This window comes from Bacillus sp. Brlt_9 (genome assembly GCF_051948935.1).
Classification (GTDB): domain Bacteria; phylum Bacillota; class Bacilli; order Bacillales; family Bacillaceae_G; genus Bacillus_A.
The window spans coordinates 486897-506726 of sequence record NZ_JAYJLO010000004.1; the positions used below are offsets into that span (position 1 = coordinate 486897).

The 19830-nt window shown below is 37.0% G+C and carries 16 protein-coding genes and 1 pseudogene; 5 read left to right on the forward strand and 12 right to left on the reverse strand.

The genetic code is table 11. The features are described 5' to 3' along the window. Positions 1-3: 3 nt before the first annotated feature. On the reverse strand, positions 4-681 hold the full coding sequence (locus tag VF726_RS19015) for an MgtC/SapB family protein (protein ID WP_440171144.1): 678 nt from the start codon (positions 679-681) through the stop codon (positions 4-6). A 290-nt stretch (positions 682-971) separates the two neighbouring features. Here VF726_RS19015 and VF726_RS19020 point away from each other — a divergent pair, with 290 nt between their 5' ends. Both VF726_RS19020 and VF726_RS19025 read left to right on the forward strand, forming a co-directional pair. Continuing rightward, the gene (locus tag VF726_RS19020) at positions 972-1490 is read left to right on the forward strand and encodes a GNAT family N-acetyltransferase (RefSeq protein WP_440171147.1); all 519 of its coding nucleotides are present in this window, start codon (positions 972-974) and stop codon (positions 1488-1490) included. Beyond that, complete coding sequence (locus VF726_RS19025) at positions 1487-2404, forward strand: GNAT family acetyltransferase (RefSeq protein ID WP_440171150.1); 918 nt, start codon at positions 1487-1489, stop codon at positions 2402-2404. Before VF726_RS19020 ends, VF726_RS19025 begins: the two co-directional genes overlap by 4 nt. A 20-nt stretch (positions 2405-2424) precedes the next feature. Here the strand turns inward: VF726_RS19025 and VF726_RS19030 are convergent, their stop codons facing one another. Next, the gene (locus VF726_RS19030; protein ID WP_440171153.1) at positions 2425-3333 is read right to left on the reverse strand and encodes a VOC family protein; all 909 of its coding nucleotides are present in this window, start codon (positions 3331-3333) and stop codon (positions 2425-2427) included. A gap of 174 nt (positions 3334-3507) precedes the next feature. Beyond that, positions 3508-4419 (reverse strand): VanW family protein, encoded by a 912-nt coding sequence (locus VF726_RS19035; protein WP_440171156.1) that lies wholly within the window; start codon positions 4417-4419, stop codon positions 3508-3510. A 363-nt stretch (positions 4420-4782) separates the two neighbouring features. Between VF726_RS19035 and VF726_RS19040 the strand changes: the two genes are divergently transcribed. Both VF726_RS19040 and VF726_RS19045 read left to right on the forward strand, forming a co-directional pair. Further along, entirely contained in the window at positions 4783-5124 is a 342-nt protein-coding gene (locus tag VF726_RS19040) for a hypothetical protein (protein WP_440171427.1), read from the forward strand. 116 nt (positions 5125-5240) lie between these two features. Beyond that, complete coding sequence (locus tag VF726_RS19045; RefSeq protein WP_440171159.1) at positions 5241-6332, forward strand: DUF3900 domain-containing protein; 1092 nt, start codon at positions 5241-5243, stop codon at positions 6330-6332. 293 nt (positions 6333-6625) lie between these two features. Here VF726_RS19045 and VF726_RS19050 read toward each other — a convergent pair whose 3' ends face one another. The 8 genes and pseudogenes from VF726_RS19050 to VF726_RS19085 all read right to left on the reverse strand — a co-directional run bounded on the left by VF726_RS19050 (position 6626) and on the right by VF726_RS19085 (position 11535). Beyond that, positions 6626-6973 (reverse strand): hypothetical protein, encoded by a 348-nt coding sequence (locus VF726_RS19050; RefSeq protein WP_440171161.1) that lies wholly within the window; start codon positions 6971-6973, stop codon positions 6626-6628. A gap of 183 nt (positions 6974-7156) precedes the next feature. Beyond that, positions 7157-8002, reverse strand: coding sequence for an exonuclease (locus tag VF726_RS19055; protein ID WP_440171163.1), 846 nt, complete (start codon positions 8000-8002; stop codon positions 7157-7159). 185 nt (positions 8003-8187) lie between these two features. After that, a complete protein-coding gene (cspB, locus tag VF726_RS19060; RefSeq protein WP_001179150.1) occupies positions 8188-8388 on the reverse strand; it encodes a cold shock-like protein CspB in 201 nt (66 codons plus the stop codon). A 216-nt stretch (positions 8389-8604) separates the two neighbouring features. Continuing rightward, positions 8605-9504, reverse strand: coding sequence for a WD40/YVTN/BNR-like repeat-containing protein (locus tag VF726_RS19065; RefSeq protein ID WP_440171167.1), 900 nt, complete (start codon positions 9502-9504; stop codon positions 8605-8607). 16 nt (positions 9505-9520) lie between these two features. Further along, positions 9521-9964, reverse strand: a complete 444-nt coding sequence (locus VF726_RS19070) for a flavodoxin (protein WP_440171169.1) — start codon at positions 9962-9964, stop codon at positions 9521-9523. A gap of 140 nt (positions 9965-10104) precedes the next feature. Further along, a complete protein-coding gene (locus VF726_RS19075) occupies positions 10105-10725 on the reverse strand; it encodes an acetate uptake transporter (RefSeq protein WP_000070938.1) in 621 nt (206 codons plus the stop codon). 86 nt (positions 10726-10811) lie between these two features. Further along, a pseudogene (locus VF726_RS19080) lies at positions 10812-11197 on the reverse strand (NUDIX hydrolase). Continuing rightward, positions 11194-11535, reverse strand: coding sequence for an ASCH domain-containing protein (locus VF726_RS19085; protein ID WP_286119837.1), 342 nt, complete (start codon positions 11533-11535; stop codon positions 11194-11196). Before VF726_RS19085 ends, VF726_RS19080 begins: the two are co-directional and overlap by 4 nt. 140 nt (positions 11536-11675) lie before the next feature. Between VF726_RS19085 and VF726_RS19090 the strand changes: the two genes are divergently transcribed. Next, positions 11676-12233 (forward strand): CatB-related O-acetyltransferase, encoded by a 558-nt coding sequence (locus tag VF726_RS19090; RefSeq protein WP_440171172.1) that lies wholly within the window; start codon positions 11676-11678, stop codon positions 12231-12233. Between the two features lie 49 nt (positions 12234-12282). On the opposite strand, the gene VF726_RS19095 is transcribed toward VF726_RS19090, so the two are convergent. Then, complete coding sequence (locus tag VF726_RS19095) at positions 12283-19755, reverse strand: DUF7507 domain-containing protein (protein WP_440171174.1); 7473 nt, start codon at positions 19753-19755, stop codon at positions 12283-12285. Positions 19756-19830: the final 75 nt, after the last annotated feature.

Sequence of the window (19830 nt, forward strand, 5' to 3'; positions counted from 1 at the left end):
GCGCTATGATTTTAACTTTATAAACGTAATTTCTGGGAATGTTTGCATATGCTGAATCAACTCATTCTTTTCTTCTGATGATATATTTTTCAGCTGTATCCCTACCTTATAAACAGTTTCTGACCCTTGCTGTAAAGCTTCCACTTCATATGAAAGTATTGGAATGCCTTTCACTTGTAGCGTTTCTACTATTTGTTGTATCGCTTCATGTTTATTTATATGTATTTGCACTGTTATGCTTTGAAGAAATAAAAATTGCACCTTAAAAATACGGCTCACAATCTCTAAACCAATTAAAACGAGAATTGTCGCTCCAATTCCTACTACATACATGCCAGCCCCAATTGCTAATCCAATTCCTGCTGTAGCCCATAAACCAGCCGCTGTCGTTAATCCTTTCACCGCCTGCTTTTGAATTATAATTGTACCTGCACCTAAAAAACCTACTCCACTAACAACCTGCGCTGCAATACGGCTCGGATCAAGAGCAATATGTTCTTCATACATAATATCTGAAAAGGCATATTTCGAAACGACCATTATTAAAGCACTTCCTACCGCTACTAGGAAATGTGTTTTTAATCCCGCCTCTTTTGATCGAATTTCCCTTTCAATTCCGATTATTGCTCCTAACAAACCCGCAACACCGATTCGTATAATGAAATCAATATTTACACTCACGAGCCCTTCCCCCTTTCGTTGATTATAGATAGATAAAACAAAAATTATCACACACATCCATTTATCGATATGAAGGAATCTTACTAAAATACACTTAATACCCAGGCCGTTTTGTGTTAATATTTTAAATATTAACACAAAATAAATAACTTCTAATTTTAAAACTCCACTAATTTTCTAAAAAAATAAAGGTGGATTACATGAAATGAGGTTGAGAAATTTTAGAAAACGCTTTCATTTTGTGCTGTAATTTTTTATACATACTACATAAATAAAGGAGCTTACAAACAATGAACGTCTCTTTACTTACACCTACTACCGATTTACAAGAAGAATACTTAGATTTTTATAACGAATGGAAAGATAGCGGTGAAACAATGATTCCGTGGGTTATCTCCAAAGACCCCTCTAATTTCAAGGCAATGATTCAAGAACTTCACGATGCGCATAACGGAATAAACCTTCCCGAATCTTGGGTACCAGACTCTACATATTGGCTCGTCACAGATGAAAATAAAATTGTAGGAGCTGTTAATATACGTCATAGTTTAACCGAACATTTATTTAACGCTGGAGGTCATATTGGTTATGGCATTCGCCCTTCGGAAAGAAGAAAAGGTTTTGCTACGAAGTTATTAGAATTATCGCTAGAAAAAACGAAGGAATTAAACATCACGAAAGCACTTATCGTTTGTGATGAAGCGAATACTGCTTCTGAAAAAACAATTTTACATAACGGTGGGCTTCGTGATGATGATTTCATTGAGGAAGATGGGAATGTAGTAAGAAGATTTTGGATTGAGCTATGAAGAAGTCTTCCCATAAACATACTCTTGTTATAGAAAAATATAGTAGCAGCCATGAGCTACAAGTAAAACAACTTATTGACTTATACAATGAAGAATCGTATCTATTTCACTTACTACGAGATAATATAACAAAATGTGCGTATGTTGCCTACTGTAAAAAAGATGTAGTAGGCGTCTTTTTCACCTGGAACAGTAACTTCCACCCATACTGCACATACTTTCGAATATATACGAACCCTTTCTATTCAGAGCTACACATAGAACAATTTTTATTAAACGAGATTCAAAAACGAGAAAACTTTAAACTCCCATTACAAACCTCTATATGGGAAACGTCAGCTCATTTAAAATCCTATTATGAAGAACGTAATTTTACGGAAATCAGAAGAACATATATGCCAATATTAGACGTACAAAAAATCATTCCTATCGGGACAACGCTTCATTCAGATTATAATGTGCAAAACTTATCAAACATTTTATCCAATAATAGCTTCTTTGAAAAACTAGCTCACTTAGTAAAAACGAATTATGAAGATACTCACTTAGCAAATCCTGTTGCCTCATTCCCGCTAGAAACTTGGAAAGAAAAGATCTTAGCTGATGATGTGTTACTAGATGGGAGCTTTGTCATGATAGATGAAGAGAATAAAATTATTGCGTACTCTTTCCTCCATACATCAGAAAAGGATAATACGGTAGAACTCGGATGGTGCGGGACTCACACTACAGAAAATGTATCCTTACTGAAACTGCTCGTCTTCAAACAAGCTATGTATGCAAATAAACACAGCTACTCTTTCATTCAGGGTGAATTCGATTCAACGAGTATATATGCAATGGCATTATTAAAAGCCTTCCCTTTTAACCCTTGTGCTACTTGGATTACGTATCAAAAAGAAGCCAGAAAGTGATTATACACTTTCTGACTTTTTTATAATTCTTCTATTTCAAACCGCACTGTAATACCGCTTGGGTCTACTACAGTAAATCCCTTTGTACTTTCGTTTACTTTATGTTGTTTTTCTATTAATCTTTCTTTCACTTCAACTAACGCTTCTTTATGCGGTAATACAATTGTATATACTTTAATTCCAGTTGCATGTGCTGGTGGATGTGGATTATTTACTCCGTTCCACGTATTTGCACCGATATGGTGATGATATCCTCCTGCAGAAATGAATAAGCAGTCATCTTCGCGTTGTTGCACTTCAAATCCTACTGTCTCTACATAAAACTCGTGTGACTTCTCTACATCAGCTATTCGTAAATGTACGTGCCCAACGACAGTATTAGCAGGTAATCCATCAAATTCATAATCAACGAGTGTTGCCAGTTCTTTTAAATCTAGCGGCGTACTTCCTCCTGGTCCTTCTCCCCATTGATCACGCGGACGGTCTGCATAAATTTCAATACCATTCCCCTCTAAATCTTGTAAATAAAACGCTTCGCTATACGTATGATCACTTGCACTATTAAACCTTGAAATTGGTAAAATTTCATTTGAATATGTATAACGTCCTTCTTGCTCAGCCGGGCTATCAATTACGTTCTTATTACGAATCACACCAAATAACGCCGAAGCAAAAGCCTCACGAGTCGGAACTAAAAAGGCTATATGATATATACCAGTCGCACGCGGCTCTTGCAGTACCCCACCCTCTAACTTTTCAAGAACAAGTAATGTATTTTTACCGCCTTTTCCAGCTAAATGTGCTTTATTCGCCTCTTGTTTAATTACTTCTAAGCCTACTACATTCTCATAAAAAGCAATTTGACGCTCTAAATCTATCACTTTAAATTCCACATGCCCAATACGTGTTTTCGGATGAATTTGTATCATGAATAACTCCATCTCCTTATCCCTATATTTTCCTATTTCATATAACCGTTACTATGAAGGATACAACTAAAATTATCCTATGTAAATAAGAAAAGTCAGAATTTATACACATTTTCATTTTCATAATAAAAAAGCCACTTCTTCTAACTTTCAGAAGAGGTGACTTTTTAACTCTTATTTCATTTTATGTACTTCAGCAACTAATTTTCCACCCTGAATGCCCATATAAAGTTTCACTGGTGCATCATTCGTGTTTTCAAACACTAAGTCTAAGTATGGATAAGCAATTGTAGCATCTCTTCCTTGTGGAACGTAACCTACCGTTTTAGAATGTGTCGTTCTCTCTACCATTTTCAAACCAGCTTGATCTGCTGCATTGTATAATGTTGATGATGTTTGACAAACACCGCCGCCATATCCATCTACTAACTTACCATCTACTATTTCTTTTCCTAATTGATATCCTTTATCCGGTGTTGTATCACCAATTAATGCATTGAAAGAGAAACGGTCTCCTTTTGCTAATACAACTCCATTTATACTCGCTGCTGACAAACGAATATTCTCAATTCGGCCACCTGCTGAGCCACCTAAATTCGTTTCATATCTACCAATTACCGTGCCACTTCCTTGTGCATCACTTAATGTTGCAGTAGGCTTTTTCTCAACAATAGGTAATTGATATGAAGAATCCCACATACCAACGTTTAATAATTTATCTACTAATTCTTTTTCCATTAATTCATAAGAAGGTTTTCCTTCTTGCCAACTTCCATCAGGTGCTACACGTGATGGAACCATCTTTTTGTCTACGCTTTTCCCAACTTCGCTAGCAACCTTCGTCACTGATTTTTTAAATTTTGCTTCGTCTTCAAAATAACCTAGACTTGATAAATCTAGCTTTTTCACTTCTGTACCTGTACGACCATCTACTAAACTAATAGAATCCTGTACTTCTGCTTTAGCCTCTACCGTGTGGCCACCAATATCACTTACTAATGCAACATCACTTACTTTTGTGCCACAACCACTTACTATAGCTACACATAATACCCCAACTAATATACCCTTTACTTTACGGAACAATATACTCTCCCCTTTTTCCCAATATTACTTTTATGTATTATTTCATTTTTATGTATGTTTTGTTACAATCATTTTACAATATATTTATAAAATGTTACAAGTTATTTTTTACTCTATATAAATTACTCTTTTCTTTTCCAAATGTCTATACATATTTACATAAAAGTTTGAGTTTGATAGAATTGTAACCTTTACGTAACCTCTCCCTATTATCCAGTATATACCATAAAACAAACGGAATACAAATGTAAGAACTCTATATTCTTATTTATAAAGGAACATCCTGTGAACATAAATAGGTATTTGCCGTGCCACACTCACCTTTTACACATACATTATGGTGAATTAACCTATTTTAAAGAAATGGAGGATGTTTTTATGTACCCCTACAATCCATACGATCCATATAACCAAAATGTTTATCAACCTCAATATGATTTACAAGCACAATACCAACAATATATAGATTCAGCAGAACAAGTTAATCCATATGATCAAACTCGACAATTCCAACTTCCAATCTCTTTTCCTGGTGCTGGAAACCGTCAACTAGAAAGACGAGTAAATGAGCTTGAGCAAAGAGTACGTCAATTAGAAAACACAGTCGAGCGTCATACACGTAGATTAAACCGCTTAAACCAACGTTTACGTACAATAGAAAACAGACTAAACATTCCATTTTCAGCATTAGAAGACGGATTTTAATTTCGAAAATAAAAAATATATGAAGGAAGGGGCTCCCCCTTCCTTATATAAATTGACGAAAGTTTTTTCCATCTCTATACTGATAAGAGTTAATGAAATGAAACAAGGTGATAAATATGGATTTTGAAATAAATTATCTTTCCTTTTATGTTGTACAAGTAGAAGGAAAAGGTGAAGCTGTCGATAAACGTTACAAACATTTTCAAACATTAGACGCTGAAGAGTATGAAGATAGCTCCTTAAAAGAGTTTTTGAATGGAGAATTATTAAAAATTTCAAAGCGAAAAGTAGAACGTCATGCGAAAACAGAACAAGCTCCGACAAAGATCGGTCGCTTCATTGTAGAAGAAGGGCACGAACTTGATTCAAACCCTCATTACAACCTATTTAATCGCATTCGCTTTGCAGAAACGAAGGAAAACTTCAAAGATATGAGTGAACCACTCGTTTATACATATCTTGACACAAGTGCTGTACGCGGTGGTGTATTTTTAATTGCGCAAGCAAAACTACGTAAATACTTTGATGATCCATTCGTTTTCGTTATGAAATGTGACTTTGAACCGAAAGTTGCTTCTATTTCAGATGAATCTACACTGATTCGTAACGTTGAAATGGCCATCACAACAAAAAACATGAAATCTATCCAATATCCGTACATGCCTGAAGAAGGCATGGTCGAAGTGGGCGAACTAAAAATTCACCAAGCATCACATGCCCGTTATTTTGAGGACTTCTTAAAATTCGTCGAATACGAACGCTCTATGCCTGAAATTATGAAAACACAAGTAATGGACATGGTATACGACCAAATTGAAGATGTATTTGAAGAAGGTACGGAAGAACGCGAACAATTCGACCAAGCAATGGAAGTATGGGCTGCCAGTCCAAAACGTGAGATTATGGAACAATTTTCAACCGAAGAAGTAATGGAAGCTACTGCTCAAATCGTCGAGCACGCTCCTGAAGTGGAATTAAAGCTAAAAGCAGACCATATCTCTGTGAAGGCCCTGCTTGCTGATTTTGGGGATCAAATACATATCGCAAAGGTAAATGACCGATACGTATTAATGATTGAGGCTGATACACTTACGTTTGAGAAAGGCTTCTCTCCAATTGAGTTTCTGAAGCCAGATGAGTTGCAAGATGTGATTGAGCGGATTGAAAATAAGCAGCAGTATTCTTATAATCCGAACGGGATTGAATAACTGCTTCCATTTAACTATTTTTACTGAGCGCTATGAACAAGCGCTCTTTTATTTGGGACATAGTTGAAAGTTATATAAAAAACCGATTCTACTAAGAATCGGTTTTTTATAACAATATATGCTTATTTTTGATCCAAGAGGACATTTGTTACAGAATCAAGTAGATTACTTCCTTATTGCACAAGCGTATTTCCATTAGAAGGACTTACTTCAATATTTCTAGTTGGACAAGTCCGTCTATAAATTTTTTATGTTTTCTTTTAGTCACTATGTATGTTGTTCAAGTGAAAATTTCATTTCATTACCTCAAACTTATTGTATTCGTAAAAAGATAATTGAAAACGATATTCCGGATGCTCTCTCACCCAATCGTAGGCTTCTTCTAAAATTCCCATTTTATTTTGTAAGTCATTAAGTTCACTACATTCGTCCCTTTTCTGTTTGCACAGAGGGCAAAACCCATTCACTATTTCGGCACTTGTCGCCCTAATCGTTTTACTTTCTAAGTCAACTACTAGACGAAGAAGAAGAGAATGCTCTTCTTTTGTAGTCACCGTCATTTCAGCAATTCCATCCTCATTCCAAAAGACTCCGTTTAATTCCATCTGTACGTTGACGTCTTTAATATCTAAGTCTATCACTATCACACCTCCCTATATAAAACTCTTATCTTACTCTTCGATTTTAATCATTAATACACCTTAATTTTCAAAGTAATTATAATGACCGCATTACAACAAATCAATTGCTATTTAATATGAATATTTTATTCATCTATACATACAATGACGTTACATTTATGTAGCTAGAAATAAAGAAGAATGTCATTGAACCTCTGCATTCTTCTCCATCTCAGCCAAATACTTAATCTGCTTTTCCGCTTTTCGAACCGCAGTAGGAAAATGCTTTTTCAATAGTTTTATTGTAGATTCGCTTATATAGTATCTTTCCGTTATATTTTCCCATGTGTCACTACTTTCAAATGTACTCCAAACGAAAGGACGCTCTGTATTTTTTCTCATTTCTTTAAATACCCATTTTCGCATCTTTTTTTTCGCTTTTTCTGTTAGTTTTCCGTTCTCTACAAGTTCAAGCTCACCGTGTCTTTTGTACCGTTTATAAATATCTCTCTCACTATATACTTTAAGAAGTATCTTGGCTGTATTCTCAGCATCTGCTAAAGCTCTGTGCTGCTTTCCTTCCCATGTTAAACCGAGCTGTTCTACTGCGAATTGTAAACTTGGTGTATGCTCAAATAATTCTTCATACGCTTGGAAAACAAATTTCTGCAAATCAAATTTTCTCTCTTTTTCCATAGTTGGGCATTCTACGCCGTGCAACGTACAATCATGAGTTAGAAAGCGATAATCTTCCCTTCCCCATGAAACAAATATAGAATCTTCTCCGATAAACTGAATAAATTTCTCTATAATTTGCGGGAATTTTTCTACACCCATTAAATCTTTCTTTGTAATCCCTGTTAATTTTGTCGTATGACGAGTAAGCCTAGCACCCGGTTTTACTAACTCCGAAAATTCTCCAATTACCTTCATTGTACTGGCTTCTATTTTTACAGCTCCGATATCAACTATCTCTGACGGATCGTCTGATTTATACGGCCTGAAATTTCTCTCTATATCAAACACAATAAAATGTGTAGCGTTTTCCAATTTATTTACCTCTTTCTACATTCCTTTTCACACTCATACTTTATTTTCAGTATTCATTTATTCATACACTTTATGCATGTAATACTTCGTCAAAAAAACGAAAATTCAATCTCATTATGCTATCATAGGAGGTTATTCAATAAAAATGCAAAAAAAAAGAAGGGCAAGCCCTTCTTTTTCCGTAATTACTTCTTGTTAACGTTAGTAGCTTGAGGTCCACGGTTACCTTGTTCTACTTCGAAAGTAACTTCTTGACCTTCTTCTAAAGTTTTGAAGCCTTCGCCTTGGATAGCTGAGAAATGAACGAATACGTCTTCTCCGCCTTCAACTTCGATGAATCCGAAACCTTTTTCTGAGTTAAACCATTTTACTTTACCGTTTTGCATTTAAAAAATCCTCCTACAATGTACCTATATGTACATATTCATTTTCAACCACTTTACAAAAATAAGTCAGACATTAAAAAAACTGCAACTCTGAGGAGATTTAACATTGCTATCCTCCTCGGAAGTTACAGCTCATTTAAATCTCTATATTATTAAAAGTAAAATGGTTTAAATATAATATATCATATCAATATAATAAAAGCAAAGTTTTTTTTACTATACAACTTTTTTCTTCCACTGCATCGCTTTTGATTCACCTGATCCAGCTACAACATAGCCTTCTTTTTCGTTAACGATGCGCCAGCCATGCCCTTTAACTGAGTCACATACTGTAACAATTCCTTCTTCTAAAAGTACACGACAAACAGTACTAATCCCCGCCTTATTTTGCGTTGATGTTGTATATAGCACATGTTGATCTACACTTAAGTCTAAATAGCTACTTGCTTTCTGCTCGCTTTGACATGTGTGCCAATATGTTTTTTCATTCTCAATACTTTCATCTATTTTACAAAAAGAGATATTCCCGCTAATCCCCTTGCATGATCCACTGGCTGCTACTAAATAAGAATTGTGTAAAGTCAACGCCGAGATCATCTGATTCATCACGATTTTAATCCTCTTTAATTTACGTGTCTCCAAATTTAAGAGCCAAACACCACCATATTTAGCATGTATTTTCGTACCGATAAATAAGTAATGTTTATATAAAAACAACGATCGAATAGATGGTGCCCCGCCACCATACTCAAGAAATGGATGAATAGTTTCCCATGTCGAACCAAAATCATTAGAATGATACAACGTTTTATCTCCATGAGCAATGACAGTTCCTTGTACATTACTACACACATTCCAACTCGTTGCTTTTGTTGGAAAACGCTGAACCGTCCAGTTCTCTCCACCATTCATACTACGAATAAAAATTCCTTCGTCACCTACACCATACACTACATTATCTTCGCTATGTAAATCCCTAATTCGTTTTTGAAAACCATGTAAAATTTGTTTCCATTCTCCGTCTTGTTCAATAAATAAACCATTATATGTAGTAGCTAATATAAGCTTTCCATCTCTTAACTTTGTAATAGCGGTCGCACTTAACATCGTCTCCACGTTGACACTCCCATTCTTAGAACTTCTCAGCAAATGCAATTGCAAAATTACTGCATTTTTCAACATCCTCTTCATCTTCTGAAGCTAATTCAATTTTCAATCCTTCTTGTACAAGCTCTGCACCGCGTTCTACAAGTTTCTCTTCAAATATCGTTACCGCTTCACAAAACAGTTCATACGCCGTATCTCCTGATCCGAATACCGCTACTTTTTTCCCTGATAAATCTATATTTTCTAAGTCATCATGGAAATCTTCCGCTTCAAATGGTAGTTCACCATCACCCCACGTATAAGATCCTAAAATGATTCCATCATAAGCTAATAATTCTTCAGCATCCATGCCTTCCATCTCTTGCAATACTACTTCATGATCAAAAGCATCTAAACTAACTTTAATTAAATCAGCAATACTCTCTGTATTTCCTGACATACTTGCATAAGCTATTAAAATTTTCGCCACTTCGGCATCCCCCTCTTACAATAAATGATTCTCATTCTCATTATATTAATAATGAGAATCAATTTCAATTATATTTTTTATTATTTCTATTTACCGCACAAAAAAGCACAGATGACTATACAATCATCTGTGCTTTTTTATTACTTTTTAAAAATACCAAACGGCTTTCCAACTGGTAAAACAACTTTTCCGAAGTGTGTATTTAACACTGCTGCTGCTGAACCATAGAAAGATAATAATGAAATAAGAAGTTCAGAATATGCTGCTAAATTATGCATTGCATGCGGCATAACACCTAAAGTACTTAATGAAAGACCGATAAATAAGAAATCAATAAGGACGAAAATCATAAATAATACTTTATGTGTTTCCATTGCACCAATTGTCATAAAGATTGTGAAAATTAAATATCCGATAAAGGCTACCCCAAGCTGTTTTGAATCTGCAGCTTGTGCTAATTTTTCGCCAAATACTCCAAGTTGAATTAACCAAGTCATTCCAACACCTAACCAAAATAGGCCGTACGCACCGAATGCTGTTGTACCGAACGTATTGTTATGCTTTGCATCGTGAATGCACGCAAAGATTTGTGCAAATCCTCCTAAAAAGATTGCCCACGGTAATACAAGAGAAACGCCATCTGTTAAGCCTAACTTTTGAGATGATGCTACAAGTGTTACCATCGCTAATCCAAATAGACCAATTCCAGATGGATCCGCTGTTGTCATTTTCACATGATGTGTAGTTGTTTGATTGCTCATATAAACCTCCTGATTATAAACATACTCGAATACAATACTTAAATCAGAAGGCTATGTCAATGGTTTTTTTTGTATGTTGTCAGACCTTACTTTTTATAATGATTGAATATACTTCCGACCACTTCATACGGTTTTATATTCACTTCTTCCAACTCTTGTATCGGCAACCATAACGGAATATAACTTCCTCTATCTTTCAGTTCAAATTCTTCAGCTTTACCACTTCCGAAAACTCCACCTATAATACGGGCGTTAAAATAATACTCCGTATCCTTATACTCCAAAGGTGCTCCACTTCTATATGTACCCCTAACTCTTCATAAGCCTCTCGCTTCGTTGCCTCTTCAGGTATTTCTCCTTCCTCAATTCCTCCGCCTGGAAAAACATAATATGTTTCACCTTTTCGAATACGTTTTATAAGAGCAATTTTCCCTCCCTGCACGATGATAGCTGCGCCGCGATTTCTTATCATTTTATTACCTCAATACGAATCGCCACTGTTCCCCACTTTTGTTCTTGTTCTTTCGTATATATTTTGTATGTACTTTCTAGCATTTCCTCTAAGCTATCATTTTCACAATCCAATAATTTTTTATCAATTTGTTCGTACATTGCTTTAAAGCTTTCGTATCGGTTTATTTCCATTACTTTTACAGTCATCGTTTCCTCTGTCGTAACGTTCGTAAATACAATATGATCGCCTCGTTTTATAAGTTGACGTTTTGCATCGTATAAACGTACTTCATATACTTTTTTTCCTGATAGAATTGACTGAAAAGGTTTATTATATAATCCCATTTCGTATATCATTCATTCCACTCCTTTTTTATTCGTTGCGCCTACTACTTTATTTGTGCATTACCAATTCATACAACACAGTTCGACTTATTCCAAGTTGCATATAATGTTCCATATCCATTACTTGCTTTAGAGAGGATGCTAAATTTGTTATGTTATTTTTAAATCAAAAACCTGAATATAATAAATATGATATTGGTGATTATACTTATAGTAAAGTAGGTCCAACCATTTTTTCTTGGAATGATGAAACAAAATTAAAAATAGGTAAGTTTTGTTCATTAGGAGAAGAAGTCGTTTTCATACTTGGTGGTGAACATCGCGCGGACTGGATAACGACTTATCCATTTAACGCTCTCTTCAATGAAGGAGCACATATTACTGGTCACCCTTCTTCAAAAGGGGATATTGTAGTTGGCAATGATGTATGGATCGGTTATCAATCCTGCATTTTATCTGGTGTTACAATTGGTAACGGGGCCATCATTGGTGCAAAGAGTGTTGTTACAAAAGACGTACCGCCATATGCAATTGTAGCTGGTAATCCTGCAAAATTTGTTCGATATCGTTTCCCGCAAGAAACGATTGAAAAACTAGAGAATCTCGCATGGTGGGATTGGGATATTTCTGTTATAAAAGGAGCCATTCCATTTCTACTTTCCAACAAAATCAACGAATTTTTTACCTCGCCCGAAAATGAATCTATATGATTAAAACAAAAAGAGCATCCAATTATTTTTCAGGATGCTCTTTCTGTTTTTATTTTTTATGTCCATGCAAATGATTACACGGAGAACATTGAAATGGAATCTTATCTAAGCAATTAAAGTTTGTTTCGCAAATTTGTTCAATCGTTGGAACAAATGGAATGACAACTATGTTACTTTCTACTATTTGTGTAACAGGTGGCAATACTGTGCCTACTTGATGTTCAAAACGAATACTCGCTTGATTTATATAATTTCCTGAACCATTTGGTGCGCTCTGTACTGCTACTTGGAACGAAACTGTCCTTGCTTCACCAGGATTTAAACTTCCGATAAGAAACCCTACTGCCGGGCTTACATTCGGCACTGGCGTATTATCAACCGTTACACTTCCAGGAACAAATCGAACACTACTATCTAACATATCTTGAAAACGAATATTTTGCATTACAGTATCACCCGTATTTGTGATGACTGTCGTAAACGTAATGACATCCCCAATTGTTGCTACCTGTAAATCTGCCGTTTTTACGACTGTCGTTGAGACATTTTGAGGAATAAACGGGATAACAACTGTATTACTATCACCTTCAACTACTACTGGCGGCTCATTCGGATTTACAATTGCAAGCCCATTCGCTGTAGCAGTATTTGTAACTAAATTATTTACTTGCCCACCTATTATTACAACTTGGAAATTAATAATTGCTGCATCATTTGGCTGAAAATCACCTAACGGAATACCAGTATTCGGATTAGCAAATGGAAGAGGTACATCATTTACCGTTACCGTACCATTTATAAATAGCGTATTCGGATCAATGATATCTGTTAACACAATATTGGTCACAGGAACTGTACTATCATTTATAACAGCGATTCCGTAAGTGACAACATCCCCTATCATTGCTACTTCAAAGTTTGCTCCTTTTGCAACAAATAAGATTGCAGTATTTACCGTCACTATAACTGTATTGCTTGTATCCATCACTGTAACTGGCGGCTCCCCTGGTACTAAAATATATTCTGCTAACGCCCCAGCAACATTCACTACTGTACCACCATCCGGAAAACTTGTAATCGTAGCTTCATATGTTACAAGTGCCGTCTCACCAACTGGTATATCAGGTATCGTAAATCCAATCTGCGGATTTAACCCCGGTTGCGGAATCCCATTTATCGTTACACTATTTGGAACGAAATCAGCTTCCTGAGATAGCACATCGATAAATTGAACATTCATTGCATCAGCAGTACCAGTATTTAATATACGAACAGTATACGTTACCGTTTCTCCTACACCAACAACTGAATGGTCTACTTCTTTTAGCATATCTAAGCTGCCTCTATTTACCGGCGTAACCGTCGTATTACTTGAATTTGTAATTGTAGACGGAGGTTCTCCTGGAATCAATTCGAAATCACCCGTTACTCTTGCTGTATTCATAATGCTACTAGAAGGCGGAACTGCGATTACATTTACTTCAAATGTAATTAATACACTATCCCCTACTGCAAGATCAGGCAATGCAAAGCCTACAAATGGATCTAAACCTACTTGCGGAATCCCATTTATTTGTACACTTCCAGGAACGAATTCTAAACTAGGTGATGGAACATCGATAAACTGAACATTCGTTGCTGTTACCGTTCCCGTATTTGTAACTTGCACACTATACGTTAACGTATCTCCTAATCGTGTCGCTTCTTTATTTACAGATTTTATAACGCTGAATCGTCCTCTATTCACTCTAGTTATCGTCGTATTACTCGGCTCTGTTACTACAACTGGTGGTTCTCCTGGCACTAAAGTAAAGCTTCCTGTTATATTTGCAACGTTCGTAATTGTTCCTGATGACGGGATGTTTGTAACTGTCGCTTGAAACGTCACTATAACTGTTTCACCAACTGGGATATCTCCAACTCCAAATCCAGTAATCGGATTTAAGTTTGGTTGCGGGGCTCCATTTATCGTTACACTATTTGGTACAAATGACGCTCCTGCTGAAATGGTATCAACAAACTGAACAGCATTAGCTGTTACTGTTCCTGTATTTGTTATTTGAACCGTATACGTTAATATATCTCCAACGAGAGTAGCAACCCTATTTACTTGTTTAATAACATTAAATTGCCCTCTATTTACAGTTGTAAGTGTTGTATTGCTCGGCTCTGTTACTATAACTGGTGGTTCTCCTGGTACTAATACAAAACTTCCAGTTACATTTGCCGTATTGGCAATTGTTCCGTTTGATGGCGCACTAACAACGGTTACTTGGAAGATGACTTCTACACTTTCACCTGGATTTATATCTGGAAGCGGGAATCCGTTATTCGGATTGAATCCAGGTTGTAACACACCATCTATCGTTACACTGTTCGGCACGAATGCTATAGAGGAAGGTAATACATCACTATATTGAACATTCGTTGCTGGCACTGTTCCTGTATTTTGAACTACTGTTGTATATGTGATTGTATCGCCTACTGCAACAACCGGCTGACTCACTGATTTTAAAACATTCAAACCAGGCTCATTGATTTCTGTTAATGTCGTATTACTTGTCGTTGTTTCCGTAATAGGCGGTTCTGTTTCACTTACAGCAAATGTAGCTGTAACGTCTACAAAATTAACAATCGTTCCACCTTCTGGTATGCTTGTAACCACTTCCTGATATGTGACAAGTACAAAATCATCGACAGGTATATCTGGAACTGTAAAACCAATGAAAGGATCTAATCCTGGTGCTGGTACCCCGTTTATGCTCACACTTCCTGGTACAAATGCTACACCCGCGGAAGTAGTATCGATAAATTGAACATTCGTCGCTGGCACTGTTCCGAAATTAAAAATCAATACATCATACGTTAATATTTCTCCTACCGTCGCTACTTCTTTATCTACTAGTTTCAATGGAAAAATAAACGCTATATTAATTGTCGTAACGACTAAATTTGTTAATATCGTTTCCGTAATCGGTGGTTCCTGCGGATTTGGTTGTGAAGTAAATGTAACATCTGCATCATTTAATATGACTTCATTATCTGGAATTTCTGTAATCGTCACTTGGAATGTGACCTCAATACTTCCACCAGCGATTAATAATGGAGTAACTGTAAATCCTATTTCTGGATTTAAACCAAGTTGCTGCACTCCACCTATCGTTACACTATTGTCAACAAACGTCGTTCCTTCTGGTATGACATCTTGGAAGAACACATCTGTAACAGGGATAATTCCTACGTTTGAAATGAGCACAGTATACGTTAATACATCCCCAACGGCCCCAGTTGCAACATCAACTGTTTTTGTTGCAGTTACTTCACCAGGAGGAGGTAACGGTATTGTAACTACCGTTGTATTACTTGAATTCGTTGTTGTTACAGGTGGCTGTAAAGGATTTAATAAGAAAGTGGCTGTAGCAGATGCTGTATTTAATACTGCTCCACGTGTAGACGGTGCAACTACCGTAACTTGGAACGTTACTGTCAATGATGTTCCAGCTGCAATATTAGGAAGCGGGAAACCAACATTTGGGTCAAATCCAGGTTGTGGCGTTCCATTTATCGTTACACTATTTGCTACAAAAGTTGTTTCTAAAGCAATTGGATCAAGGAAAGAGACATTCGTTGCTGTTACTGTACCGTTATTTCGAATGACAACAGAATACGTGTAAGTTTCTCCAAGTGCTGCTTGTTGTACAGATGAAGATTTTTGTATATTTAACTGTGCTGTGTTTACTTGCGTCACTACAAAATTACTATTTGTAACAGTCGTTATTGGAGGGTTTGCTGGATTTATAAGAAAACTTGCAGTAACGTTCGATTGGTTTCTTATATTTCCACCGCTCGGAACACTCGTCACTGTAACTTGAAACGTAATCGTAGCCGTTTGCCCGACCGGAATATTTGGTACCGGGAAACCTAGCATAGGATCCGCGCCTTGCTGTACGACTCCATTTATCGTCACACTATTTGCTACAAAGGCAGTACCAGACGGAATTGGATCTTGAAAAACAATATTCGTTGCAGGAACAGTTCCTGTATTTTGAATAAGAATCGTATACGTTAACGTATCTCCTACACCGGCTTGTAGTGTATTTACACTCTTCATTACATTAAGTGATCCTACATTCACTCGCGTCACAACAACATTACTAATCGTTACAATTGTAATTGGTGGCTGGAGAGGACTTACTTGGAAATCAGCAGTGACATTCGCATTATTCGGAAGAACTCTATTTGGTGGTACACTCGTGATTGTCACTTGAAAAGTGACCGTCACCATTCCTCCTACTGGAATATTAGCAAGTGGAAATCCAGTTGTCGGGTTCAAACCTGGTTGAGGTGTCCCATTTATTGTTACACTATTCGCTACAAAAGTAGTTCCAACTGGAATCGGATCAAGGAATGATACATTTGTCGCTGCTACTGTTCCACTATTTTGTATACGAACTGTATACGTTAACGTATCTCCTACACCGGCTTCAGTAGCACTTACACTTTTCATTACATTTAACCCTGAAGAATTCACGACTGTCATAACAGTATTACTTGGTTCTGTTACAGTAATCGGTGGCTCTGTTGGATTTACAAGGAAATCTCCAGTTACATTCGCATTATTTACAACATTGTTTCCTTGAGGAATTTCATCAATTAACACTTCAAATGAAACAATTACATTCGCGCCAGTAGGCAAATCATTTAACGGGAATCCAAGTTCTGGATCTGCACCTTCTTGTAAAATACCATTAACCAATACACTGTTTTCAATAAATAATGTCCCTTGTGGAATTGAATCTTGGAAAAATACATTCGTAGCTGATACACTACCCGCGTTTATGATTTCGATTGTATATACTAAAACATCCCCTACCGTCGCAACATCTGTATTTACTGATTTCACAACTTCAAAATTCCCTGATTGTACAGTTGTATTCACAATGTTACTCGGAACATTGATTGTTACTGGTGGTTCACTCGGATTCACTTGAAAACTTGCTGTTACATTTGCTTGATTTAAAATATCTTCATTTTCTGGATCCTGTACAATTATTACGTCAAATGTGACTACAACGGTTTGAGCCGCAGGAATATTCGGAAGAGAAAATCCTGTATTCGGATCCAATCCACTTTGCGGTACTCCATTAATTGTTACAGAATTTGCAACAAATGAAACAGCGGAAGAAATAGCGTCTTGGAAAAACACATTTGTTAACGGAACATTCCCCGTATTTTGAACGGCAATTGTGTACGTTAAAGTGTCTCCTACTGCCGCTTGTGTTGTATTCACTTCTTTTATTACATTTAAACCGCCTGTATTAACTTGTGTCACAACTGTATTTGTTTGTCTATTAATCGTTATTGGTGGTTGATTTGGAATAACGACGAAATTAGCAGTTACATTTCCGCGATTCGCAATCGTGCCTCCTGATGGCGTTGATGTCACTCGTACTTGAAAAGTCACTGTCCTACTTCCGCCGGGAGATATATTTGCTACTGTAAACCCAGTTGCTGGATTTGCCCCAGGTTGAGAAACCCCATCCACAGTCACACTATTTGTAATAAAAGTCGTTCCTATTGGGATCGGATCTTGAAAAACAACATTCGTTGCAAGTACATTTCCTGTATTTTCAATTGTAACAGTGTACGTCAGAACGTCATTCACTGTCGCAAAAGCTCTATCCACTGTTTTTCTCGTTCTTATATCAGCTATATTAATTGTCGTAACTACAGTATTACTTGTCGCTTGCCCTGAAACTGGTTGTTGACCAGGCACTGGCGTAAAGGTAAATGTTGCACTTGCACGATTCGGAATTGGATTGACAAGAGGATTCGATGTTACTCGAACTTGGAAGCGCACTACGGTCGTTTGCGAAGCATTAATACTTCCTAGATTAATACTACTTGCTGGATTCGCTCCTGGACGTGCTACTCCATTTACCGTAACGCTATTTGCGACAAATGTTGTTCCAGCAGGGATACTATCAACAAAAATAACATTGTTTGCAGTAACGTTTCCATTATTTGTGACATTAACCGTGTACGTTAATACATCATTAAGCGTTGCCGTCTGTAGATCTACAGATTTTTGCATACTTATAGTTGCTTGATTTACTGTCGTTTGTACTGTATTTGAAGAAGAAGTACTTGTAATAGGTGGACTACCGACGAAAGGACGGAATTGATATGAAACCATTGCACGATTTGGAATAGGGTTTGGGTTCGGAAACGATGTTATTCGTACTTGAAATGTAACAACTCTTTGCGTGTTATTTGGGATTGTACCTAAATTAATTCCATTGGCAGGATTTGCATTCGGCTGTGTTACTCCTCCTACCGTTACACTACCTGCAACAAACGTCGTTCCGCTCGGAATACTATCACGTAATACAACGTTTTCTGCGCTTCCTGTTCCTGTATTCGGGACCGTAATCGTATAAGTGAGAGTATCCCCTACCCCTGCGACTGTTCTATTAACCGATTTAACGGGATTAATAATTGGACCTGTCGCATCAATTTGAACACCAAAACCAGCTGCAGCGTATCCATCTCCATTTGTAACGAAGCGAACAGTTGCTGACGTTTGATTGTTTACTAAAGATGAGGAGGCATCTACATTCGTAATATCCCACCCTTGTCTTCGGACAGCCAAAGCTATCCCTAACGGCTGATTCAAATCTCCAAATGTACCGCTCGTATCTAAATTTCCACTGTCATTACAAATTTGTGACTGAAAGAAATTATTCGCGGGATTTCTCGGTCCGAATAACGCAACTGTAGTATTCGCATTCGGCCCAAAGCGAAGTTGATCTCCAACAATGTTAGAATCACCTTCTTGAGCAGTTACGAGCACTCTTCCTGTTACAGCTCCTGTAGCTGGAGTAGCAAATCCTGAAATAGCAGCATCAACTGGTGGTGATGAAGCATCAATAATTTCTTGCCCCGCATATACTGACAAATTCCGAAGTGGTAAACTTGCATTTTGATACACAACCTCAAGCGTCCAGCCAGCTGAACGACTGATTGTTGGATCAGCTGAAGTTCTTGCAGCTGGCACGGCACCTGTTGTATATGTGCCTGCCCCACCTGCACTAACAAGATTCGTTACATTGGCAGAGCGAGCATAATAAAACTGATTCCCTACTGAGCCTTGCTGCGCGGTAGCAGGATCTGGCGTAACAGAAAACGTCCCTGCTGGCGTTGTAAATGTAATGTTATCATTTAAAAATGGTAAAACATCTTCCGTATCAGTCCGGAAAGTACCAGCCCAAACTAATTCTGCATACAACACACTGCTTCCCGCTGGAAGGTTTAAAATTGCACTTGAAGAATTCAATTGCCAGTCATTCGTTGTTCCTGCTGGGAATCCTGGTACTTGCAGCGTTGTATTTACTGTCGTAAAAACAGCAAGTGTACCAAAAATATTACCTGGTGCAGGTGATGTAGGACTAAGTCCCAACGTGTTCCCAGTGAACGTGACGGCACCAGGTACTGTTGTTGTAAAACGGTTTATAAAAGGCACACAATCATCTCATTTCAATTATAGTAAAAAGTGCTCTATACTATAAAATGTAGACAACCTATGGGATGTACGTTG